The 16,047-nt window shown below is 61.3% G+C and carries 20 protein-coding genes; 9 read left to right on the forward strand and 11 right to left on the reverse strand.

Going from position 1 to position 16,047, the window contains the following annotated elements; all coding sequences use genetic code 11:
- Positions 1-33: 33 nt before the first annotated feature.
- A complete protein-coding gene (locus tag AC3WKX_RS32425; RefSeq protein WP_003212103.1) occupies positions 34-1,050 on the reverse strand; it encodes a DUF4917 family protein in 1,017 nt (338 codons plus the stop codon).
- A 127-nt stretch (positions 1,051-1,177) separates the two neighbouring features.
- Here AC3WKX_RS32425 and yiaY point away from each other — a divergent pair, with 127 nt between their 5' ends.
- On the forward strand, positions 1,178-2,326 hold the full coding sequence (yiaY, locus tag AC3WKX_RS32430; RefSeq protein ID WP_008437790.1) for an L-threonine dehydrogenase: 1,149 nt from the start codon (positions 1,178-1,180) through the stop codon (positions 2,324-2,326).
- Here yiaY and AC3WKX_RS32435 read toward each other — a convergent pair.
- On the reverse strand, positions 2,293-3,480 hold the full coding sequence (locus AC3WKX_RS32435; RefSeq protein ID WP_102604144.1) for an MFS transporter: 1,188 nt from the start codon (positions 3,478-3,480) through the stop codon (positions 2,293-2,295). The genes yiaY and AC3WKX_RS32435 overlap by 34 nt on opposite strands.
- A gap of 115 nt (positions 3,481-3,595) precedes the next feature.
- On the opposite strand from AC3WKX_RS32435, the gene AC3WKX_RS32440 reads away from it, so the two are divergent.
- From AC3WKX_RS32440 to AC3WKX_RS32460, 5 genes are all read left to right on the forward strand, one after another.
- Positions 3,596-4,270 carry an NAD(P)H-binding protein gene (locus tag AC3WKX_RS32440; RefSeq protein WP_102604145.1) on the forward strand — a complete coding sequence of 225 codons (675 nt, stop codon included), beginning with the start codon at positions 3,596-3,598 and terminating at the stop codon, positions 4,268-4,270.
- On the forward strand, positions 4,271-5,182 hold the full coding sequence (locus AC3WKX_RS32445) for a LysR family transcriptional regulator (RefSeq protein ID WP_102604146.1): 912 nt from the start codon (positions 4,271-4,273) through the stop codon (positions 5,180-5,182).
- 239 nt (positions 5,183-5,421) lie between these two features.
- Positions 5,422-6,615, forward strand: a complete 1,194-nt coding sequence (locus AC3WKX_RS32450) for a CaiB/BaiF CoA transferase family protein (protein ID WP_102604147.1) — start codon at positions 5,422-5,424, stop codon at positions 6,613-6,615.
- The gene (locus AC3WKX_RS32455) at positions 6,612-7,550 is read left to right on the forward strand and encodes a hydroxymethylglutaryl-CoA lyase (protein WP_102604148.1); all 939 of its coding nucleotides are present in this window, start codon (positions 6,612-6,614) and stop codon (positions 7,548-7,550) included. The genes AC3WKX_RS32450 and AC3WKX_RS32455 overlap by 4 nt, the downstream gene beginning before the upstream one ends.
- 59 nt (positions 7,551-7,609) lie before the next feature.
- Positions 7,610-8,941: an MFS transporter gene (locus AC3WKX_RS32460; RefSeq protein ID WP_102604149.1), complete on the forward strand. Its 1,332-nt coding sequence runs from the start codon at positions 7,610-7,612 to the stop codon at positions 8,939-8,941.
- Here AC3WKX_RS32460 and AC3WKX_RS32465 read toward each other — a convergent pair whose 3' ends face one another.
- Positions 8,942-9,430 carry a DMT family transporter gene (locus AC3WKX_RS32465; RefSeq protein WP_003212086.1) on the reverse strand — a complete coding sequence of 163 codons (489 nt, stop codon included), beginning with the start codon at positions 9,428-9,430 and terminating at the stop codon, positions 8,942-8,944.
- Between the two features lie 77 nt (positions 9,431-9,507).
- Between AC3WKX_RS32465 and AC3WKX_RS32470 the strand changes: the two genes are divergently transcribed.
- On the forward strand, positions 9,508-10,416 hold the full coding sequence (locus AC3WKX_RS32470; RefSeq protein WP_404942414.1) for a LysR family transcriptional regulator: 909 nt from the start codon (positions 9,508-9,510) through the stop codon (positions 10,414-10,416).
- Positions 10,417-10,422: 6 nt separating this feature from the next.
- Here AC3WKX_RS32470 and AC3WKX_RS32475 read toward each other — a convergent pair whose 3' ends face one another.
- Together AC3WKX_RS32475 and AC3WKX_RS32480 are read right to left on the reverse strand one after the other, a co-directional pair.
- Complete coding sequence (locus AC3WKX_RS32475) at positions 10,423-10,707, reverse strand: type II toxin-antitoxin system RelE/ParE family toxin (RefSeq protein WP_008437803.1); 285 nt, start codon at positions 10,705-10,707, stop codon at positions 10,423-10,425.
- The gene (locus tag AC3WKX_RS32480) at positions 10,697-10,936 is read right to left on the reverse strand and encodes a CopG family ribbon-helix-helix protein (RefSeq protein WP_008437804.1); all 240 of its coding nucleotides are present in this window, start codon (positions 10,934-10,936) and stop codon (positions 10,697-10,699) included. Before AC3WKX_RS32480 ends, AC3WKX_RS32475 begins: the two co-directional genes overlap by 11 nt.
- A 209-nt stretch (positions 10,937-11,145) precedes the next feature.
- Here AC3WKX_RS32480 and AC3WKX_RS32485 point away from each other — a divergent pair, with 209 nt between their 5' ends.
- Complete coding sequence (locus AC3WKX_RS32485) at positions 11,146-11,673, forward strand: DUF4142 domain-containing protein (RefSeq protein ID WP_003212082.1); 528 nt, start codon at positions 11,146-11,148, stop codon at positions 11,671-11,673.
- Between the two features lie 55 nt (positions 11,674-11,728).
- Here AC3WKX_RS32485 and AC3WKX_RS32490 read toward each other — a convergent pair whose 3' ends face one another.
- The 6 genes from AC3WKX_RS32490 to AC3WKX_RS32515 all read right to left on the reverse strand — a co-directional run bounded on the left by AC3WKX_RS32490 (position 11,729) and on the right by AC3WKX_RS32515 (position 14,888).
- Positions 11,729-12,154 carry a low affinity iron permease family protein gene (locus tag AC3WKX_RS32490; protein ID WP_003212079.1) on the reverse strand — a complete coding sequence of 142 codons (426 nt, stop codon included), beginning with the start codon at positions 12,152-12,154 and terminating at the stop codon, positions 11,729-11,731.
- Between the two features lie 110 nt (positions 12,155-12,264).
- Positions 12,265-12,747 (reverse strand): methylated-DNA--[protein]-cysteine S-methyltransferase, encoded by a 483-nt coding sequence (locus AC3WKX_RS32495; protein WP_003212078.1) that lies wholly within the window; start codon positions 12,745-12,747, stop codon positions 12,265-12,267.
- A gap of 89 nt (positions 12,748-12,836) precedes the next feature.
- Positions 12,837-13,169, reverse strand: coding sequence for a hypothetical protein (locus AC3WKX_RS32500; protein ID WP_102604151.1), 333 nt, complete (start codon positions 13,167-13,169; stop codon positions 12,837-12,839).
- A 22-nt stretch (positions 13,170-13,191) separates the two neighbouring features.
- Positions 13,192-13,602 (reverse strand): type II toxin-antitoxin system HicB family antitoxin, encoded by a 411-nt coding sequence (locus AC3WKX_RS32505; protein ID WP_003212074.1) that lies wholly within the window; start codon positions 13,600-13,602, stop codon positions 13,192-13,194.
- A gap of 23 nt (positions 13,603-13,625) precedes the next feature.
- Positions 13,626-13,808 (reverse strand): type II toxin-antitoxin system HicA family toxin, encoded by a 183-nt coding sequence (locus AC3WKX_RS32510; RefSeq protein ID WP_003189411.1) that lies wholly within the window; start codon positions 13,806-13,808, stop codon positions 13,626-13,628.
- 171 nt (positions 13,809-13,979) lie between these two features.
- Positions 13,980-14,888, reverse strand: a complete 909-nt coding sequence (locus AC3WKX_RS32515) for a LysR family transcriptional regulator (RefSeq protein WP_102604152.1) — start codon at positions 14,886-14,888, stop codon at positions 13,980-13,982.
- Between the two features lie 95 nt (positions 14,889-14,983).
- Between AC3WKX_RS32515 and AC3WKX_RS32520 the strand changes: the two genes are divergently transcribed.
- Positions 14,984-16,047 (forward strand): MFS transporter (locus AC3WKX_RS32520; RefSeq protein ID WP_102607520.1); only part of this gene is annotated, 1,064 nt, incomplete at its 3' end.

The raw sequence follows: 16,047 nt of genomic DNA on the forward strand, positions 1-16,047 counted from the left end.
ACCCCACACCACCTCACCTCACCCCAACTACCATCACCGCTCCACGGGCACCGAAAGCCCCGAATTCCCAAGCGCATGACTACGCGCATCAAAAAACCGCAACTCCACCTCCATCCCCTCAAACAACTCCGCAAAACGCCGCTTCTGCTGCTGGATAAACCCTGCACTGCGGCCAAACACCGAAATCGCCAACGTGCTGATCTTCGCCTGTCGAATCGCCTGCACCAGATGCACATCCTGCGCGCCGAGGTGATGCCCAAAGATGCATAGCCCACCTTCATGGCCCAACAACTGCTCATAACAGAACGACAAATAGTCAGAACTGCGAATGGTCTTCAGCTTCTCCTCAACCTTGCCCTCGCTGACAAACAACGGCACATCATCCAGCGTCTTGATCGTGTTGTTGATCGCAAAACTGCTGAGCAACGTGCTGTCAGTGGTCGGCAATTTACGCGCCGTACCATCAAGGTTACGCACCAGGTGCAGGCCACCATGCAGATACAAAATGCGCGTGGTGTCGCAGGCAGTATTGCGCAGGTCAAAGCTCGCATCGGCACTGCGAAACAGATCATCGATGCCCGGCGCATGCAGGATCGCCCAGTAGTTGAGCAGGTCGTAATTGCTGGTGAACACCGTCGGGTAACTCGCCAGCTCCTGATGGAGGGTCGCCAGTGTCGACGGCTTCACCAGGCGCCACGGAATATGCACGCTGTGGATCGTATTGATCAGCGCTTCCTTGATCGCGTAATAGCGATTACGCGGCGCAGCCGAGCTGACCGCCAGGGCCTTGTTGACCCGGCTGGTGGTTTTCAGTGCACCCAGCACCTGCTCGAAGCTGCGGGTCTGCATCGCGTCAAACACGCTGAGTTCGGACTGGCTCAGGGGTTTTTCTTCCACGGTGCGGGCGTTTTCGAACAGTGAGTCGTAGGCAAAATCTTCCCACACTGCGCGGCTGGCGCCGTTGCCGATCAGGATCCCGCTGATGGCGGTACTGCTGCGCAAGGCGTTCCAGTCTTCTAGGTGGGCATCAAAATCCTGGGAATCCTTCATTGCGGCGGGTCTACTCGAAATCGGCTGGGCGGTGACTTTATCACGAGCGGGCGTTGATCCTGGTCAAGATGCCGCAGGCAATCGAGGTCGATGCTGTAGGCATAACGACTTTAAAGGATTAGCCACCATGAGCAGCACCTTCTTCATTCCCGCCGTCAACATCATGGGCCTCGACTGCCTCGACGAAGCCATGACCGCGATTCGCAACTACGGTTTTCGCAAGGCGCTGATCGTCACTGACGCCGGGATGGCCAAGGCAGGTGTGGCCAGCATGATCGCCGAGAAGCTTGCGATGCAAGACATCGACTCGGTGATCTATGACGGCGCCAAGCCCAACCCGAACGTCGAGAACGTCGAAAAAGGCCTGGCGCTGCTGCAACAGAGTGCCTGTGATTTCGTGGTGTCACTGGGCGGTGGCTCACCCCATGACTGTGCCAAGGGCATTGCCCTGTGTGCGACCAACGGCGGGCACATCGGCGACTACGAAGGCGTCGATCAGTCGGCCAAACCGCAACTGCCGCTGGTAGCCATCAACACCACCGCCGGCACGGCCAGCGAAATGACCCGCTTCTGCATCATCACCGACGAAACCCGCCACGTGAAAATGGCCATCGTCGACCGTAACGTCACGCCGCTGCTGTCGGTCAACGACCCGGCGCTGATGGTCGGCATGCCCAAGGGCCTGACAGCCGCCACCGGCATGGATGCGCTCACCCACGCAATCGAAGCCTACGTGTCCACCGCCGCCAACCCGATCACCGATGCCTGCGCGATCAAGGCCATCGAGCTGATCAGCGCCAACCTGCGGATTGCGGTGCGCGACGGTAAAGACCTGGCCGCCCGGGAGAACATGGCCTACGCGCAGTTCCTCGCCGGCATGGCCTTCAACAACGCGTCCCTGGGGTTCGTGCACGCCATGGCGCACCAGTTGGGCGGGCTGTATGACTTGCCTCACGGCGTGTGCAATGCGGTGCTGTTGCCTCATGTGCAAAGCTTCAACGCCAGCGTCAGCGCCGAGCGCCTGAGCCATGTGGCACGGGCCCTTGGCGCAGATATCAAGGGTACGTCGGTGGAAGAGGGCGCCCAGGCGGCCATCGCGGCGATTCGCAGCCTGTCCCAGGATGTGGAAATTCCTGCCGGGTTGCGGGAGCTGGGCGCCAAGTTGCAGGACATCCCGCTGCTGGCGTCCAACGCCCTGAAGGACGCCTGCGGCCTGACCAACCCACGGCGCGCGGATCAGCGTCAGATTGAAGAGATCTTCCGCAGCGCGTTCTGATCAGTCCTGGCCATGGCGACGCACAGCAGTGCGCCGCCCGCCAGCGCCACGCATAACACCGCCAACGGCCAGGCCTGCTGACTCGCCAGCAGGCTGGCCACGCCACCGATCGCCGCCGCCATCAACTGATGCATAAAGCCGCTCAAGGCCATGGCGTAGGAGCCGCTCACCGGTGATTCATCATTGGCCAGCGACAGGCTGATGGGATAACTCATCGATTGGCCGAACACCGCCAGGCAATACGGCAGCCACAGCAGGATCGCCAGCCCATTGGCAAACAGGCTGCCCAGCAACATCGTCGCGCTGCCGCACATCACCAACGCCACGCCCCAACTCATCATCGACAGGCGCCCGGTGCGGGCGACGAGGCGATTGACCATCAACGCCCCTGCCAGATACGCCGCGCTGATTGGCCAGCCGAGCCAGCCATATTGCGCCGCGCTCCACTCGAAATGGCCCTGCAAAATCAACGGTGCGCAGGTGTTGAACGCGATGATCACCCCGTAACCCAAACCGCCCGCCAACGCAGGCCGCAGGAACGCCGGATGACGCAGGATCGTGCCGTAGATGCGCCAGGCCGAGACGTGTCCAGAGGCTTTTTCCAATCTTGCAAACACCACCCGTTGCAGCGCAATCATCAAGCCGACAGCCGCGACCGCCAGCCCATAAAAGATCGCCTCCCAACCAAACGCCACTTGCAACAGCGAGCCCACAAACTGCCCGATGCCCAGGGCGATCACGAACGTCATGCCCAGCCACGACAAACCTTTGGCCAACAGGGCACCGCTGAAGCTGTCACGAACCAGCACCCGCGCCATCACCGACACACCGCCCGCACCGAGGCCTTGAACCAGGCGCAGGCCGAGGAACGATTCGAGGCTGTAGGCGGACGGAATCGCCGCACTGGCCAGCGCATACAACGCCAACGCTGCCAGCAACACCGGCTTTCTCCCCAGGCGCTCACCGAGGCTGCCCCAGAGCAGCATCGGCAACGCCATGCCGATCAAGTACACCGCCAGGGCCAGTGCCACCTGGTCCTCTGCAGCGGTCAATGACAAGGCAATCGCCGGCACGGCGGGCAGATAACTGCTGATGCCAACCTGGGACAAAAAGGCCGCGCTGCAGGCAATGGCGAGGGTCGTGGTGCTTTTCAAGGGGCAAAAGATCCTGTTGAGCAGTAAGCTGCAAGCCGCAAGCTACAAGTTGCCAGTGGGTTTGTCTCTACCTTGCAGCATGAAGCTAACCGCTTGTCGCTTAGGAACCAACCTTATGAGAGTTCTATTATTCGGCGCCACCGGCATGGTCGGCCAAGGCGTGTTGCGCGAGTGCCTGCTGGCCAGTGACGTGCAGGAAGTCGTCGCCGTCGGCCGTACCGCGCTGACCCAGGAACACGGCAAGCTGCACCAGGTGCTGCATGCCGACATGTTCGATTTCCAGCCCCTGGAGCATCTGCTGCAAGGTTTCGATGCCTGCTTCTTTTGCCTGGGCGTTTCTTCGGTGGGCATGGATGAAGCCAAGTACACCCATTTGAGCTACGACTTGACGCTGGTGGCCGCCAGCACCCTGGCGCGGCTCAACCCGCAGATGACCTTTATCTACGTGTCCGGCGCCGGTACCGACAGCAGCGAAACCGGCAAAACCATGTGGGCACGGATCAAGGGCAAGACCGAGAATGCGTTGCTGCGCCTGCCGTTCAAGGCGGTGTACCTGTTCCGTCCCGGGGTGATCCAGCCGTTGCACGGTGTGCGCTCGAAAACCCCGCTCTACCAGTCCATCTACACCGTGGTCGGCCCGTTGTTGTCGCTGCTGCGCCATGTGCGACCGGCCTGGGTGGTGAGCACGGAAACCGTTGGCCGCGCAATGCTCTCGGCCGTCCGGCACGGTGCACCTCTGCCGGTGGTGGAGCAGGCCGATATCAATCGCCTGGCCACCGAGCGCGCCTAGATGCTGCACAAAAGCTTGGTTCGCCGCCTTGACCTGATCACCCTGCAATTGTTTGTGGCAGTGCATGAGGAAGGCACGCTGACCCGCGCCGCCGCCCGTGAAGCTATCGCGGTCTCGGCGGCCAGCAAGCGCTTGATGGAGCTGGAACAGGTGCTGGGCGTCAGCCTGTTTGTGCGCCAGGCCAAGGGCATGCAGCTCACGGCTGCCGGCGAGACCTTGCTGCACCATGCACGGCAGATGCTGTTCAATGTCGAGAAGATGGGCCTGGAGCTGGGCGAACACAGTCACGGCGTGCGCGGTTATGTGCGGATGCTGGCGAACCTCTCGGCAATCATTCAGTTCCTGCCCGAAGACTTGCGCGACTTTTCCGCGCTGCATCCACAGGTGAAGGCCGACCTGGAAGAGCGGCCCAGCAATGGCGTGGTCCAGGGTGTGATTGACGGCGTTGCGGACCTGGGCATCTGTTCCAGCGACACCGATACCAAAGGCCTGCCCGGCGTGACCTATCGCCGGGACAAGCTGGTGGTGCTGATGCCGGCGGATCACCCGTTGGCCTCGCGCAAGACCCTGGCGTTCGCCGAGACGCTGGACAGCGACTACGTGGGGCTGCATTCCGCCAGTTCGATCAACATGCGCACCCATGCGGCGGCGCGGGAGGCGGGCAAGGTGCTGCGCTTGCGGATCCATGTGCCGGGCTTCGATGCCATGTGCCGGATGGTCCAGGCCAACATGGGCATCGGCATCCTGCCGCAAAAAGCCTATGAACTGTTTGGCCGGGCGTTGGGCTTGCACGCGGTACCGCTGACGGATGCATGGTCGGACCGCAGCCTGATCCTGGTGGTGCGTGACGAGGCGCAGCTGTCGCCGGTGAGCCGGTTGTTGTTCGATTACCTGCGGCGGGAGCAGGCGTAAGCAAACGCTGTGGCGAGGGAGCTTGCTGTGGCGAGGGAGCTTGCTCCCGCTGGGCTGTGTAGCAGCCCCAAAAAGCCGGGAGCGCTACGCACTCCAGCGGGAGCAAGCTCCCTCGCCACAACCAGTCCTTACTCAAGCGTTCGCATTTGGCGAACGCTCGTTGCCAACTGACGGTTGGATTTCTACTGCCTGCGTCCTCTAGCCTTGGCCCCACATTCCAAGAACAAGAGGTACACCCCATGACGGCTCCCCTGAGCGGTATCAAGGTGATCGAGATCGGCACCCTGATTGCCGCGCCCTTCGCCGCCCGGCTGATGGCCGAGTTTGGCGCCGAGGTGATCAAGATCGAAGCCATGGGGCAGGGCGATCCGCTTCGCAAATGGCGAAAGCTGCACGAAGGCACGTCGCTGTGGTGGTACCTGCAATCGCGCAACAAGAAGTCCCTGGCCCTGGACCTCAAGTCGGCAGAAGGCCTGGACCTGGTCAAGCAATTGCTGGGCGATGCCGACGTGCTGATCGAAAACCTGCGCCCCGGCGGCCTGGAAAAACTCGGCCTGGGCTGGGACGTGCTGCACGCCCTCAATCCCAAGCTGACGTTGGTGCGTATCTCGGGCTACGGCCAGACCGGCCCCTACCGCGACCGCCCGGGCTTTGGTGCCATCGGCGAGGCCATGGGCGGGATTCGCTACACCACCGGCAACCCGGATTCACCACCGGCGCGGGTCGGCGTGAGCCTCGGTGATTCCCTGGCGTCGCTGCACGGTGTGATCGGCGCGCTGATGTCGCTGCTGCGGGTCAAGACCGGCCAGGGCGACGGCCAGATTGTCGACGTGTCCCTGGCCGAAAGCGTGTTCAACCTGATGGAAAGCCTGGTGCCGGAATACGACATGCTTGGCCATGTGCGTGAACGCAGTGGCGGCGCCTTGCCCGGCATTGCACCGTCCAACACCTACCTGACCGCCGACGGCGCCTATGTGGTGATCGCCGGCAACAGCGACCCGATCTACAAGCGCCTGATGCTCGCCATCGGCCGCGCCGACCTGGCCGAAGCGCCGGAGTTTGCCCACAACGATGGCCGCGCCGCGAAAAGCGGCCTGCTGGACGCCGCCATCACCCACTGGACCAGCAGCCTGCCCATCGACGAGGTGCTCAGTGCCCTGGAAGCCGCCGAAGTACCGGCGGGGCGCATCTATTCAGTGGCCGATATCGTCGCCGATCCGCACTACCAGGCCCGCGACATGCTGCTCAGCGCCGACCTGCCCGGCGGCCTCACGGTGAAGATGCCCGGTATCGTGCCCAAACTGTCGGAAACCCCCGGCGCGGTGAATTGGCAGGGCCCGAGCCTGGGCCAGCACACTGATTCAATCCTCGGCGACCTGGGCCTGAGCGGCGCCGATATTCAACGCCTGAAATCCTCGGGAGTGGTGCAATGAAAAACTATTCCGATGCGCTGGTCGTGCAGGAAGTCTCGCCCCGTGACGGCCTGCAAATCGAGCCGACCTGGGTCGAGACTGTCGACAAGATCGCGTTGATAGACCAACTGTCCATGGCCGGGTTTTCCCGGATCGAAGCCGGCTCGTTCGTGTCGCCCAAGGCCATTCCCGCCTTGCGCGATGGGGAACAGGTGTTCCAGGGCATCACTCGTCGCCCCGGGGTCATCTACGTGGCGTTGATCCCCAACCTCAAGGGTGCCCAGCGTGCCATCGAGTCCCGGGCCGATGAGTTGAACCTGGTGATGTCCGCCAGCCAGACCCACAACCTGGCGAATATGCGCATGCGTTGCGAGGCTTCGTTGGCCGCATTCGGCGATATCGTGAGCTTTGCTGCCGAGCACCCGGTGCGCCTCAACGGCAGCATCGCGACCACCTTCGGCTGCCCGTTCGAGGGCAAGATCGATGAGGACCGCGTGCTGCAATTGGTCGATGCCTACCGCGAGCTGGGCATCCAGGGCATCAGCCTGGCCGACACCACCGGCATGGCCAATCCGCGTCAGGTCGAGCGTCTGGTCAAGCGCGTGCTGGAACGTGTTCCGGCGAGCGACCTGACCCTGCATTTCCACAACACCCGCGGCCTGGGTTTGTGCAATGTGCTGGCCGCCTACGAGGCCGGTGCGCGGCGGTTTGATGCGGCATTGGGCGGCCTCGGCGGTTGCCCGTTTGCGCCCGGCGCGTCGGGCAATATCTGCACTGAAGACCTGGTCAACCTGTGTGATGAAGTCGGGATCCAGACCGGCATCGACCTGCCGCACCTGCTGAAAATGTCGCGGCAATTGCCGGCCTTGCTGGGCCATGAGTTGCCGGGCCAGGTGGCCAAGGCCGGGCGCAATTGCGACCTGCATCCGCCACCGGCCTACATCGCCACCTTGTAAGCCGTAACCAGACAACAAAAACAATCGGATGCCTGCGAGCAGTCCGCTGGAGAGAATCGATGAGCCTTAATACGTTGGAGGCCGGCGTGCGCCCGGCCGCTGAACACGATGCCGAAAAAGCCCTGGTCAGCAAGGTCGCCTGGCGCCTGATGCCGCTGATCATGGTCTGCTACCTGTTCGCGTTTTTTGACCGCATCAACATCAGCTTCGCCAAGTTCCAGCTACAGGCCGATCTGAGCCTGAGTGACACCGCCTATGGTCTCGGCGCCGGGCTGTTTGTGGTGGGCTATGTGATCTTTGAAGTGCCGAGCAACATGATGCTGTACAAGGTCGGCGCCCGCCGCTGGATCGCTCGCATCATGATGTCGTGGGGGCTGGCGACGGCCGCTATGGTGTTCGTCACGGCCGAATGGCAGTTCTACGGCCTGCGTTTCATCATCGGTGCGATGGAGGCCGGGTTTGCCCCGGGCGTGCTGTATTACCTGACGTTGTGGTTCCCGCAGCACTTCCGTGGGCGCATCACCTCGATGCTGTTCCTGGCGTCGGCGTTTGCCGGGCTGGTGGGCGCGCCGTTCTCCGGGCTGGTGCTGGAACACCTCGATGGTGTGCTGCAAATGCGCGGCTGGCACTGGTTGTTCTTGCTCGGTGGCTTGCCCTGTGTGGGCCTGGGGTTCCTGGTGCTCAAGCTGCTCAAGGACCGTATCGAGGACGCCCACTGGCTGACCTCGACGGAGAAGACGTTGCTGGCCAGCCGCATTGCCGTGCATGAACCCCACAAGAGCGGTGGCTCGTTGCTGGCTGCATTGCGTATCCCAGGCTTCCTGATGCTGGGTTTTATCTACTTCCTGATCCAGGTGGCGTCCTACGGCCTGAACTTCTGGGCGCCGCAACTGATCCGCAGCGCCGGCACCCAGAGCCCGGTGATGATCGGCTTGCTGACGGCGATTCCCTACGTCTGCGGTGCCATCAGCATGGTGGTGATCGGACGCTTGTCCGACGCCACCGGCGAACGTCGCAAGTTCGTCAGCGGCCTGGTGGCGCTGGGGGCGGTGGGGTTCTTCTGTGCCGGGATCTTTGCCGATCACACCACGTTCCTGATCGTCGCCCTGAGCTTGCTGGGCGCGGGGATCATCGCTTCGATCCCGACGTTCTGGACGCTGCCGCCGAAGTTGTTGGCCGGTGCCGGCGCGGGCGCTGCTGGCGGGATCGCGGTGATCAACACGTTGGGCCAGTTCGGCGGCATCGTCAGCCCGGTGATGGTCGGCCGGATCAAGGACCTCACTGGCAGCACCACGCCGGCGCTGTATGTCATCGGCGTGTGTGCGTTGCTGGCGGCGACGCTGTTGCTGTGGGGCTTGCCGCAGAAGCTGCGCACCCTCGACAAGCGCTGATCAGCCGGCGGTCACCAGCGAGCGGGTGGGTGCGGCACTGAATTGAATCAGGGCCACACCGCCAATCAACATCAGCGCCCCGATCAACCGGGGCGCGGTCAATTGGCGTTCCACCAGCCCGAACAAGCCGAAGTGGTCCAGCATCAACGAGGCGACGATTTGCCCGGCCATCGCCAGGGCGATAAACCCCGAGGCGCCGAGCTTGGGCATCAGGATCAACGCCAGCGAAATGAAGCACACGCCGAACGCGCCGCCGCTCCACATCCACAGCGGCGCCTTGGTGATAAAACCCAGGTTGGGCAGCGGCAGGCGCAGGGCCAGGATCACCGGCAGCAGCACGATGATGCTCACCAGCAGCGAGGCGAGGGTGGCCCACAGCGGATGCCCCAGGCCGCGTCCCAGGTTGGCGTTTATCGCGCTTTGAAACGGCACCACTGCCCCGGCAAACGCGGCCAACAGCAACAAACCTACCCAATGCAACGTCGTCATGATCAATCTCCCAAAGGTTTTGCTGGACTCTAGGCTATTCGTCGCGCAAATTTAAATTCCAAGTTCTTATGCAGAACATGCAGCTGATGAATGATCTACGACGCATCGACCTTAACCTGCTGGTGATCCTTGATGCCTTGCTCAGCGAGCAACACGTGACCCGTGCCGCCGAGCGCCTGCACCTGAGCCAGCCGGCGGTGAGCCACGCGCTGGCGCGGTTGCGGGATTTGCTCGGAGACGCGTTGCTGGTGCGCCAGGGCAGCTCGCTGGTGCCCACTGCTCGTGCTCTGGAACTGGCCATGCCGCTGGCGGAAGCGCTGGCCCAGGTACAGGCGCTGCTGGAGCCCAATCGTTTTGATCCGGCGTCGGCCAAGCGCACCTTCCGGGTCGCCATGTCGGACTACAGTGCGGCGATTTTCTTGCCGGGACTGGTGCGCACCTTGCGCCGGGAAGCGCCGGGGATTGATTTGCAGATTATCCAGGCCAGTCGCGAAGGCATGCTTGACGGTGTGCTCAATGGCGATATCGACCTGGCGGCCGGGGTGTTTCCCGACATGCCTGCCGAACTGCGCAGCACGCCGCTGTTTGAAGAGCATTACGTGTGCCTGGTGGACCGTGACAGCCTGCCGGCAAGCGGTGTACTCGACCTGCCCACCTATCTGGCGCGGCCCCACGTATTGCTGGAAATGCGTGGCAGCGGAACACCGGAAATCGAACGGGCGCTGACGGCGATTCGCGAGCGCCGACACGTGGCTATCAGCTTGCCTCATTGGGGTGTCGCGCCGCAGTTGATCCAGGGCACGGACCTGGTGCTTACCGTGTCGTCTCGCGGGCTGCTCAATATTGATCACGAACGGCTATTGGCCGTGCCGCCGCCGTTTCACATTCCGTCGTTTGCGTTTGTGCTGGCGTGGCATTCGCGGCGGGGTGGAGACCCGGCGTTGCAGTGGTTGAATGGGCAGGTGCAGGTTGTGATACAGGGTTGATCGGCGTTACCAACTGTTCGGTGGTTGGCGCCGTGTGTGAAATATTCGAAGAACCTGTAACCGTCCCTCGCGAATACGATATGGCACGAGATAGGGCCAGCGTGGCATCACCCACTCACGTGTACCAGGAACGCGTCCTTCTCGACCCATCGCCGGAAACTCAGCAACATGCTCAAGCCCCGTCCGGATGGCCTGAACAAACTCATAAGCCGCTTTGGGGTTTTCCTGGGCGATGAAAGCTGCTTCATCATCAAGATTTTTGAGTGCTGCCTTCAGCCACTCAACGCGCATTGGCACGCCATTTGTTTGCCACTGCGTCTACTTCGGCGGCAGTTGCAAAGTCACCCGCATCGGCTTCTTTCAACGCCTTTTGAATTTCCTCGATTTGCCATGCTTCACGCGTCAGGTATTCGCGTAACGCATCGACGGCGAGGAACGATTTGCTGCGCCCGGTGGCCTTGGCAAGGCTGGCGAGTGTTTCGGAGATGTCTTCAGGTAGACGTAATGACATGACCGACATAAGTGCCTCGATGTAGTGATGTGTAATACAACATACTACATTGTCACCGTTGCATCTTTGTGTCCCGTTCGTCAGGACTGCTCCTCAGTAAGACCTGACGACCGTTCGTCGCACTGGCAAGTTTTTTCTAAACCTTTACCGCCCTGAAAATTCAGATTCAGAGCGGGGCTCGTTTCCCTGCACCTGTTTATTACCTGGAGGAACCCATCATGAGCCGCATGGCTATCCGGTTACGCACCGCCAGTTTCGCGATGCTGCTGGGCCTCGGCGCCAGCAATGCTTTCGCCCAGTCGCCTGCCGATTTCATCGAGCAGGCTTCGGCCAAGGGCATGGCCGATATCGAGACCAGCCGCATGGCACACGCCAAGACTTCGTCCCAGGAGATCAAGGACTACACCATCGAAGTCATCAATGAACGCACTCTGGCCAATCAGCACCTGGCGGCCATCGCTAAGAAGCTCGACTTGCCGGTGGCCCCACGGGACAAGATTGTCGACAAGGCCGAATCGCTGATGCCCGAGCTCAAGGACGGCGACTCCTTTGACGCCGCCTACACCGCCCAGCAGATCAAGGCCAACGAAGACGCGATTGCCTTGTTCAAGCAGGAGGGCGCCGAGTCCGATATCCCGGAAATAAAGGCTCTCGTGGATGAGACCTTGCCCAAGTTGGAAGAGCGCCTGGAGAAAGCCCGGGCGCTGGCGTCGACGTACGGCAAGGGTCACCAGGGCGACGGTTGATTGCCTTGAGTACCCCATGAAAAACGGCGGCTGGAGTGATCCAGCCGCCGTTTTTTTATGCCTGGTTCAGGTCTGTCTTGGACCGGCCATTGTCATCCGTTGTTTCGGTAACCAAGGTCGTCACAGTGATGGTTTCGCTGTCGCCGATGGTCTTGTACTCCTTGCGCAGTTTCTCCAGTTCCTTGCGGTCCAGGCCGTCCAGGCTCAATACGGCGTTTTGTGCATCCTTGGTGGCGCGCAGCAACTCGTCAATCTTGATATGCAAAATGTCGTTGTCGCGGTTTTGCGTGTTCTGGATCAGGAACACCATCAGGAAGGTGATGATGGTGGTGGAGGTGTTGATGATCAGCTGCCATGTGTCGTTGTAGTGGAAATAGGGCCCGCTCAGACTCCACAGGAGGATCAATCCCACCGCCGCGTAGAACGTGCGGGCGCTGCCTGCCCAGCGGGACAGGGATTGTGAGATGGCGGAGAATTTCATGACCGTTTTCCTATAAGGGTGGGTGATGAAAATACTGACCGCAGGCGTGCTCTGAAATTTCTTTTTACAATTGAGGAACTGAACAAAGTTGTACGTTTTCCTGCTGGGGGTCAGCCGTGATCCTCCAGCGCCAGTAGATACTGCTTGGCCTCAAGCCCGCCGGCGAACCCGGTCAAGCCACCCGACGCACCGATCACCCGATGGCACGGCGCAACAATCGAAATCGGATTGCGCCCGTTGGCGGCGCCGACGGCACGCACGGCCTTGGGGTTGCCTATCTGCGCAGCGATCTGGCTGTAGCTGCGGGTCTCTCCGAACGGGATGGTCAACAGCGCCTGCCAGACTTTCTTCTGGAAGTCGGTGCCGGCGAAGTCCAGTTCCAGCTCGAAACGATTGCGGGCACCGGCGAAGTACTCCTTCAACTGTCGCTCGGTCTCCAGCAGTACCGGGCTGTTGCTGGCTTCTTGCAGGGCACCCAGGCGAACGCGATTGGGCCGCTCTTTTTCCCAGAGGATGGCGGTGAGTTTTCCGTCACGGGCCACGAGGGTCAGTTGGCCGACGGGGGAGGGCATGTATTTGTATTCGTAGGACATGGTCGGGCTCCTTGAGTGGGTATGGCCCTACTGTAGATAGGCCGGCCCAGGGTGGAACTACGTTTCTTGCGGTCGAATTCGCGAAAGACTTAGAAGTTCCAGTAAACCCGATCGGCGTAATACGGATACCAATAAAACCACGAGAACCAGTACAGCGCCTTGAGTACCGATGCCGTGCCAATGACAAAAAATGAAGCGATGTTGAGCAGCGTGATGATCACGGCAAATACGGTTACACGCCGACTGGCATGCAGTTGGGCAAACCGGGCGCCATAAACGGAGGCCGTGATGGACGCCAGCACCAACACGAGTCCCAGCGCAAAGGGCAGCCTGAGGAACGAGAGCAGCAGAGGAGCGATCAGTACCCAGCCCAGTACCTTGCGCAGTACGGGGCTGGGCGTGCGGTGTGAGGGAGGGAGCATTGCGCGGTTCCTTGAAGTGCTGTTACCGGTCCTGTTGCAATACCTTGAGGGCAGCAGACGCAAGAAAGCCCGAACGGCTTTTTTCTTCCGGATGATGCAGGACGTATTCGTCAATGCGGTTCAGCAGGTAGCCGGGCAACGTGATATTGAGTTTCTGTGCCTTGCCCAGGTACTTGGTCACATCAATATCCACCACCGCCCACGTGCAGCCGGCATATTGCGGGTTGGCGGCATGGAGGGTGACTTTCTGTGCTGTAGGAATGGGCGCACCGTCTTCTGCGAGGATCTCGAAGTGGCCTTCGATCGCTTCGCGGGCCATGGCCATGGCGTCGTCCAGATCATCTCCAGCTGAGAAGCAACCGGGAATATCCGGGACTTCCACACCCCAGGCATGGTCCTCGTCACCGGTTGAAATTGCGATTGGGTACAGCATGTTTGTTGTCCTCAACGAACGTGTTAGCTGAGCAGAGCTTGTTTCAAAATGCTCTTTGCGGTCTTGTCCAGCAGGTCCTTTTTAGGATGGGGAATCGTCACGAGCCCCGGCTTTGTCGGGTGCTTGAAATGATGATGGCTGCCTCTGATTCGCACCAGATACCAGCCATCCGCAACGATGTGACCTATCAAATATCGGCTGTCCACAGCACCTCCTTGTGGTGTGTGTTGGTGGAGACTATAACCACTGAAAATAAATTATCAACACTCTACCTACCAGCGGTCGATGACCGGTGTTTCTGTAGGGGCTGTATGCAGTGTATGAGCGCATGGGGACGGTGCCCGACGGAGGTATTGCGAGGTTTTTCGAGAGAACAATCAGGCTTTCTGACGAGCCTGCAGCAACTCATCAATTACCGTGAGAAATGCCGTGACCATCAAGCTGCTTGCGCCGCTACGCGTAAGAACGAGCAGCCGTGCATACGCTTCCGCGTCCACCAACGGCCGATACGTCACGCCCTTGTTCATCAAACTCTGCGTACATTCCGGCACCAGCGCCACACCTTGTCCCGCCGCCACCAGTGCAATGATCGAGGTAATTTGCCGTCCCGACGGCCCGGCCCTTAGTGGCAAACCTTTGTGCCGATAAAGCTGCTCAATGGACTGGTTAAGCCCCGAGCCATAATCGGCTGGGAACAGAATCAACGGGTACCCACTCAACTGCGCCAGGCTGACCTCGGCCTGGTTGGCCAACGGGCTGTCGCTGGACACCGCCGCCACCAGCCGCTCCTCACCCAACGACAACGCTTGCACCTCAGTCTGACCGTCCTGGGGCAGTAACCGGCTCAGGCCGATATCCAGGCGGCCATCAGCCACCTGTGCGCCCAGGCTGCCGGAGGCGCATTCCACCAGCGTCAGTTGCACATCGGGAAAGCGTTGGGCGAAGGCTTGAATCGCCTGGCTGAACAAGTCCGACAGGGCTATCGAACTGACGTAACCCAGCGCCATTTGCCCGGCGGCACCCGCCGCCAGTTTGCCCGCGATGACTTCAGCGAGGTCGACCTGCTCCAGCACCGCCCGTGCGTAGGGCAGGAACGCGCGCCCCTGGGGAGTGAGCGAAACCGTGCGACTGGTGCGGTCGAACAGGCGAAATCCCAGCTCAGTCTCCAGCGCGGAAATCTGCCGGGTCAACGGCGGCTGGGCCAGGTGCAGGCGAATGGCCGCTCGGCCGAAGTGCAATTCTTCGGCGACGGTCAGAAAGTAACGCAGCTTGCGTAGGTCGAGCATCCTGGCCCCAGGGTATTGATCGGTTCGAAATCGGTATTGGTCTCGGGTGTGCGGGTCATTCTATAAAGGCCTCAGATAATAAAACGAGAGGTTTCATGAAACCGCGCCTGCATTGTGCCCGTCTTGCCCTGTTCCTGTGTGGCTGCGCGGCGTTTCTCAACCTCTACGCCACCCAGAGCATTTTGCAGACCCTTGCCGCCAACTTTGAAGTGAGCGCCAGGGCGGCCGGTTGGAGCATTACCGTCACCACCTTGGCGGTAGCGCTGACCGCGCCCTTTGTCAGCCGCCTGACCGGGCGTTTTGAGCAACGCACGGTGATCTCGGCGGCCTCGCTGTTGCTGGCGTTGCCGGCTTTGATGACTGCCTATGCCAGCAGCTTTGCCGAACTGCTGGTGTGGCGCTTTATCGAAGGCATGCTGATCCCCGTGGTGTTCGCCACCAGCGTGGCCTACATCGGTGATCGCTGGCGCGGCGGCACCGTCACCGAAGTCACCAGCCTCTACGTGGCCGGCACCGTGCTCGGCGGGTTTGCCGGGCGCTTCGTCACCGGCGTGATGACCGAGTACGTCGGCTGGCGCGAAGCCTTTGAACTGTTGGCAGTGTTAAGCCTGATGGTGGGCGGATTTATCCAGTTCCTGCTGCCGGGCAATCCGCCCCGAGTCGCACGACCTTCAACCACCTGGGCCGACGTGCTCGGCACGCCGTTGCTGGCAGCCTACGCCGTAGGATTTTGCGTGCTGTTCTCCCAAGTGGCGACGTTTACCTACGCTGGCCTTTACCTCAGCCAGGCCCCGTTCGACCTTGGCCCGGCGGCGCTGGGCACGATCTACATGGTGTTCCTGCTGGCCCTGGTGGTCATTCCCGTTGCCGGGCGCCTGAGCAAATCCCGCCCGCAATCCGAACTGCTGACGGCGGCTGCGGTGCTTGGCGTTTGTGGCTCGGGCCTGACCTTGCTGCCATCCCTGTGGTGCATCGTATTGGGCCTGGCCCTCAGCTCCACGGGCGTGTTCCTCGCCCAGGCCGCCGCCAGCGCCTTCACCACCGCCACCGCCCGCCACAACAAGGCCGGCGCCGTGGGCCTGTACCTCACCTGCTATTACCTGGGCGGCAGCTTCGGCGCCATCGTCCCGGCGCTGATCTGGGGGCGTTGGGGTTGGGT

This window comes from Pseudomonas sp. GP01-A4, from assembly GCF_058780865.1.

Bases quoted from the DNA above. Each gene is read 5' to 3' on its own strand.
- AC3WKX_RS32425 (WP_003212103.1), bottom strand. From the start codon at position 1,050: ATGAAGGATTCCCAGGATTTTGATGCCCACCTAGAAGACTGGAACGCC.
- yiaY (WP_008437790.1), top strand. From the start codon at position 1,178: ATGAGCAGCACCTTCTTCATTCCCGCCGTCAACATCATGGGCCTCGAC.
- AC3WKX_RS32440 (WP_102604145.1), top strand. From the start codon at position 3,596: ATGAGAGTTCTATTATTCGGCGCCACCGGCATGGTCGGCCAAGGCGTG.
- AC3WKX_RS32445 (WP_102604146.1), top strand. From the start codon at position 4,271: ATGCTGCACAAAAGCTTGGTTCGCCGCCTTGACCTGATCACCCTGCAA.
- AC3WKX_RS32450 (WP_102604147.1), top strand. From the start codon at position 5,422: ATGACGGCTCCCCTGAGCGGTATCAAGGTGATCGAGATCGGCACCCTG.
- AC3WKX_RS32455 (WP_102604148.1), top strand. From the start codon at position 6,612: ATGAAAAACTATTCCGATGCGCTGGTCGTGCAGGAAGTCTCGCCCCGT.
- AC3WKX_RS32460 (WP_102604149.1), top strand. From the start codon at position 7,610: ATGAGCCTTAATACGTTGGAGGCCGGCGTGCGCCCGGCCGCTGAACAC.
- AC3WKX_RS32465 (WP_003212086.1), bottom strand. From the start codon at position 9,430: ATGACGACGTTGCATTGGGTAGGTTTGTTGCTGTTGGCCGCGTTTGCC.
- AC3WKX_RS32470 (WP_404942414.1), top strand. From the start codon at position 9,508: ATGCAGCTGATGAATGATCTACGACGCATCGACCTTAACCTGCTGGTG.
- AC3WKX_RS32475 (WP_008437803.1), bottom strand. From the start codon at position 10,707: ATGCGCGTTGAGTGGCTGAAGGCAGCACTCAAAAATCTTGATGATGAA.
- AC3WKX_RS32480 (WP_008437804.1), bottom strand. From the start codon at position 10,936: ATGTCGGTCATGTCATTACGTCTACCTGAAGACATCTCCGAAACACTC.
- AC3WKX_RS32485 (WP_003212082.1), top strand. From the start codon at position 11,146: ATGAGCCGCATGGCTATCCGGTTACGCACCGCCAGTTTCGCGATGCTG.
- AC3WKX_RS32490 (WP_003212079.1), bottom strand. From the start codon at position 12,154: ATGAAATTCTCCGCCATCTCACAATCCCTGTCCCGCTGGGCAGGCAGC.
- AC3WKX_RS32495 (WP_003212078.1), bottom strand. From the start codon at position 12,747: ATGTCCTACGAATACAAATACATGCCCTCCCCCGTCGGCCAACTGACC.
- AC3WKX_RS32500 (WP_102604151.1), bottom strand. From the start codon at position 13,169: ATGCTCCCTCCCTCACACCGCACGCCCAGCCCCGTACTGCGCAAGGTA.
- AC3WKX_RS32505 (WP_003212074.1), bottom strand. From the start codon at position 13,602: ATGCTGTACCCAATCGCAATTTCAACCGGTGACGAGGACCATGCCTGG.
- AC3WKX_RS32515 (WP_102604152.1), bottom strand. From the start codon at position 14,888: ATGCTCGACCTACGCAAGCTGCGTTACTTTCTGACCGTCGCCGAAGAA.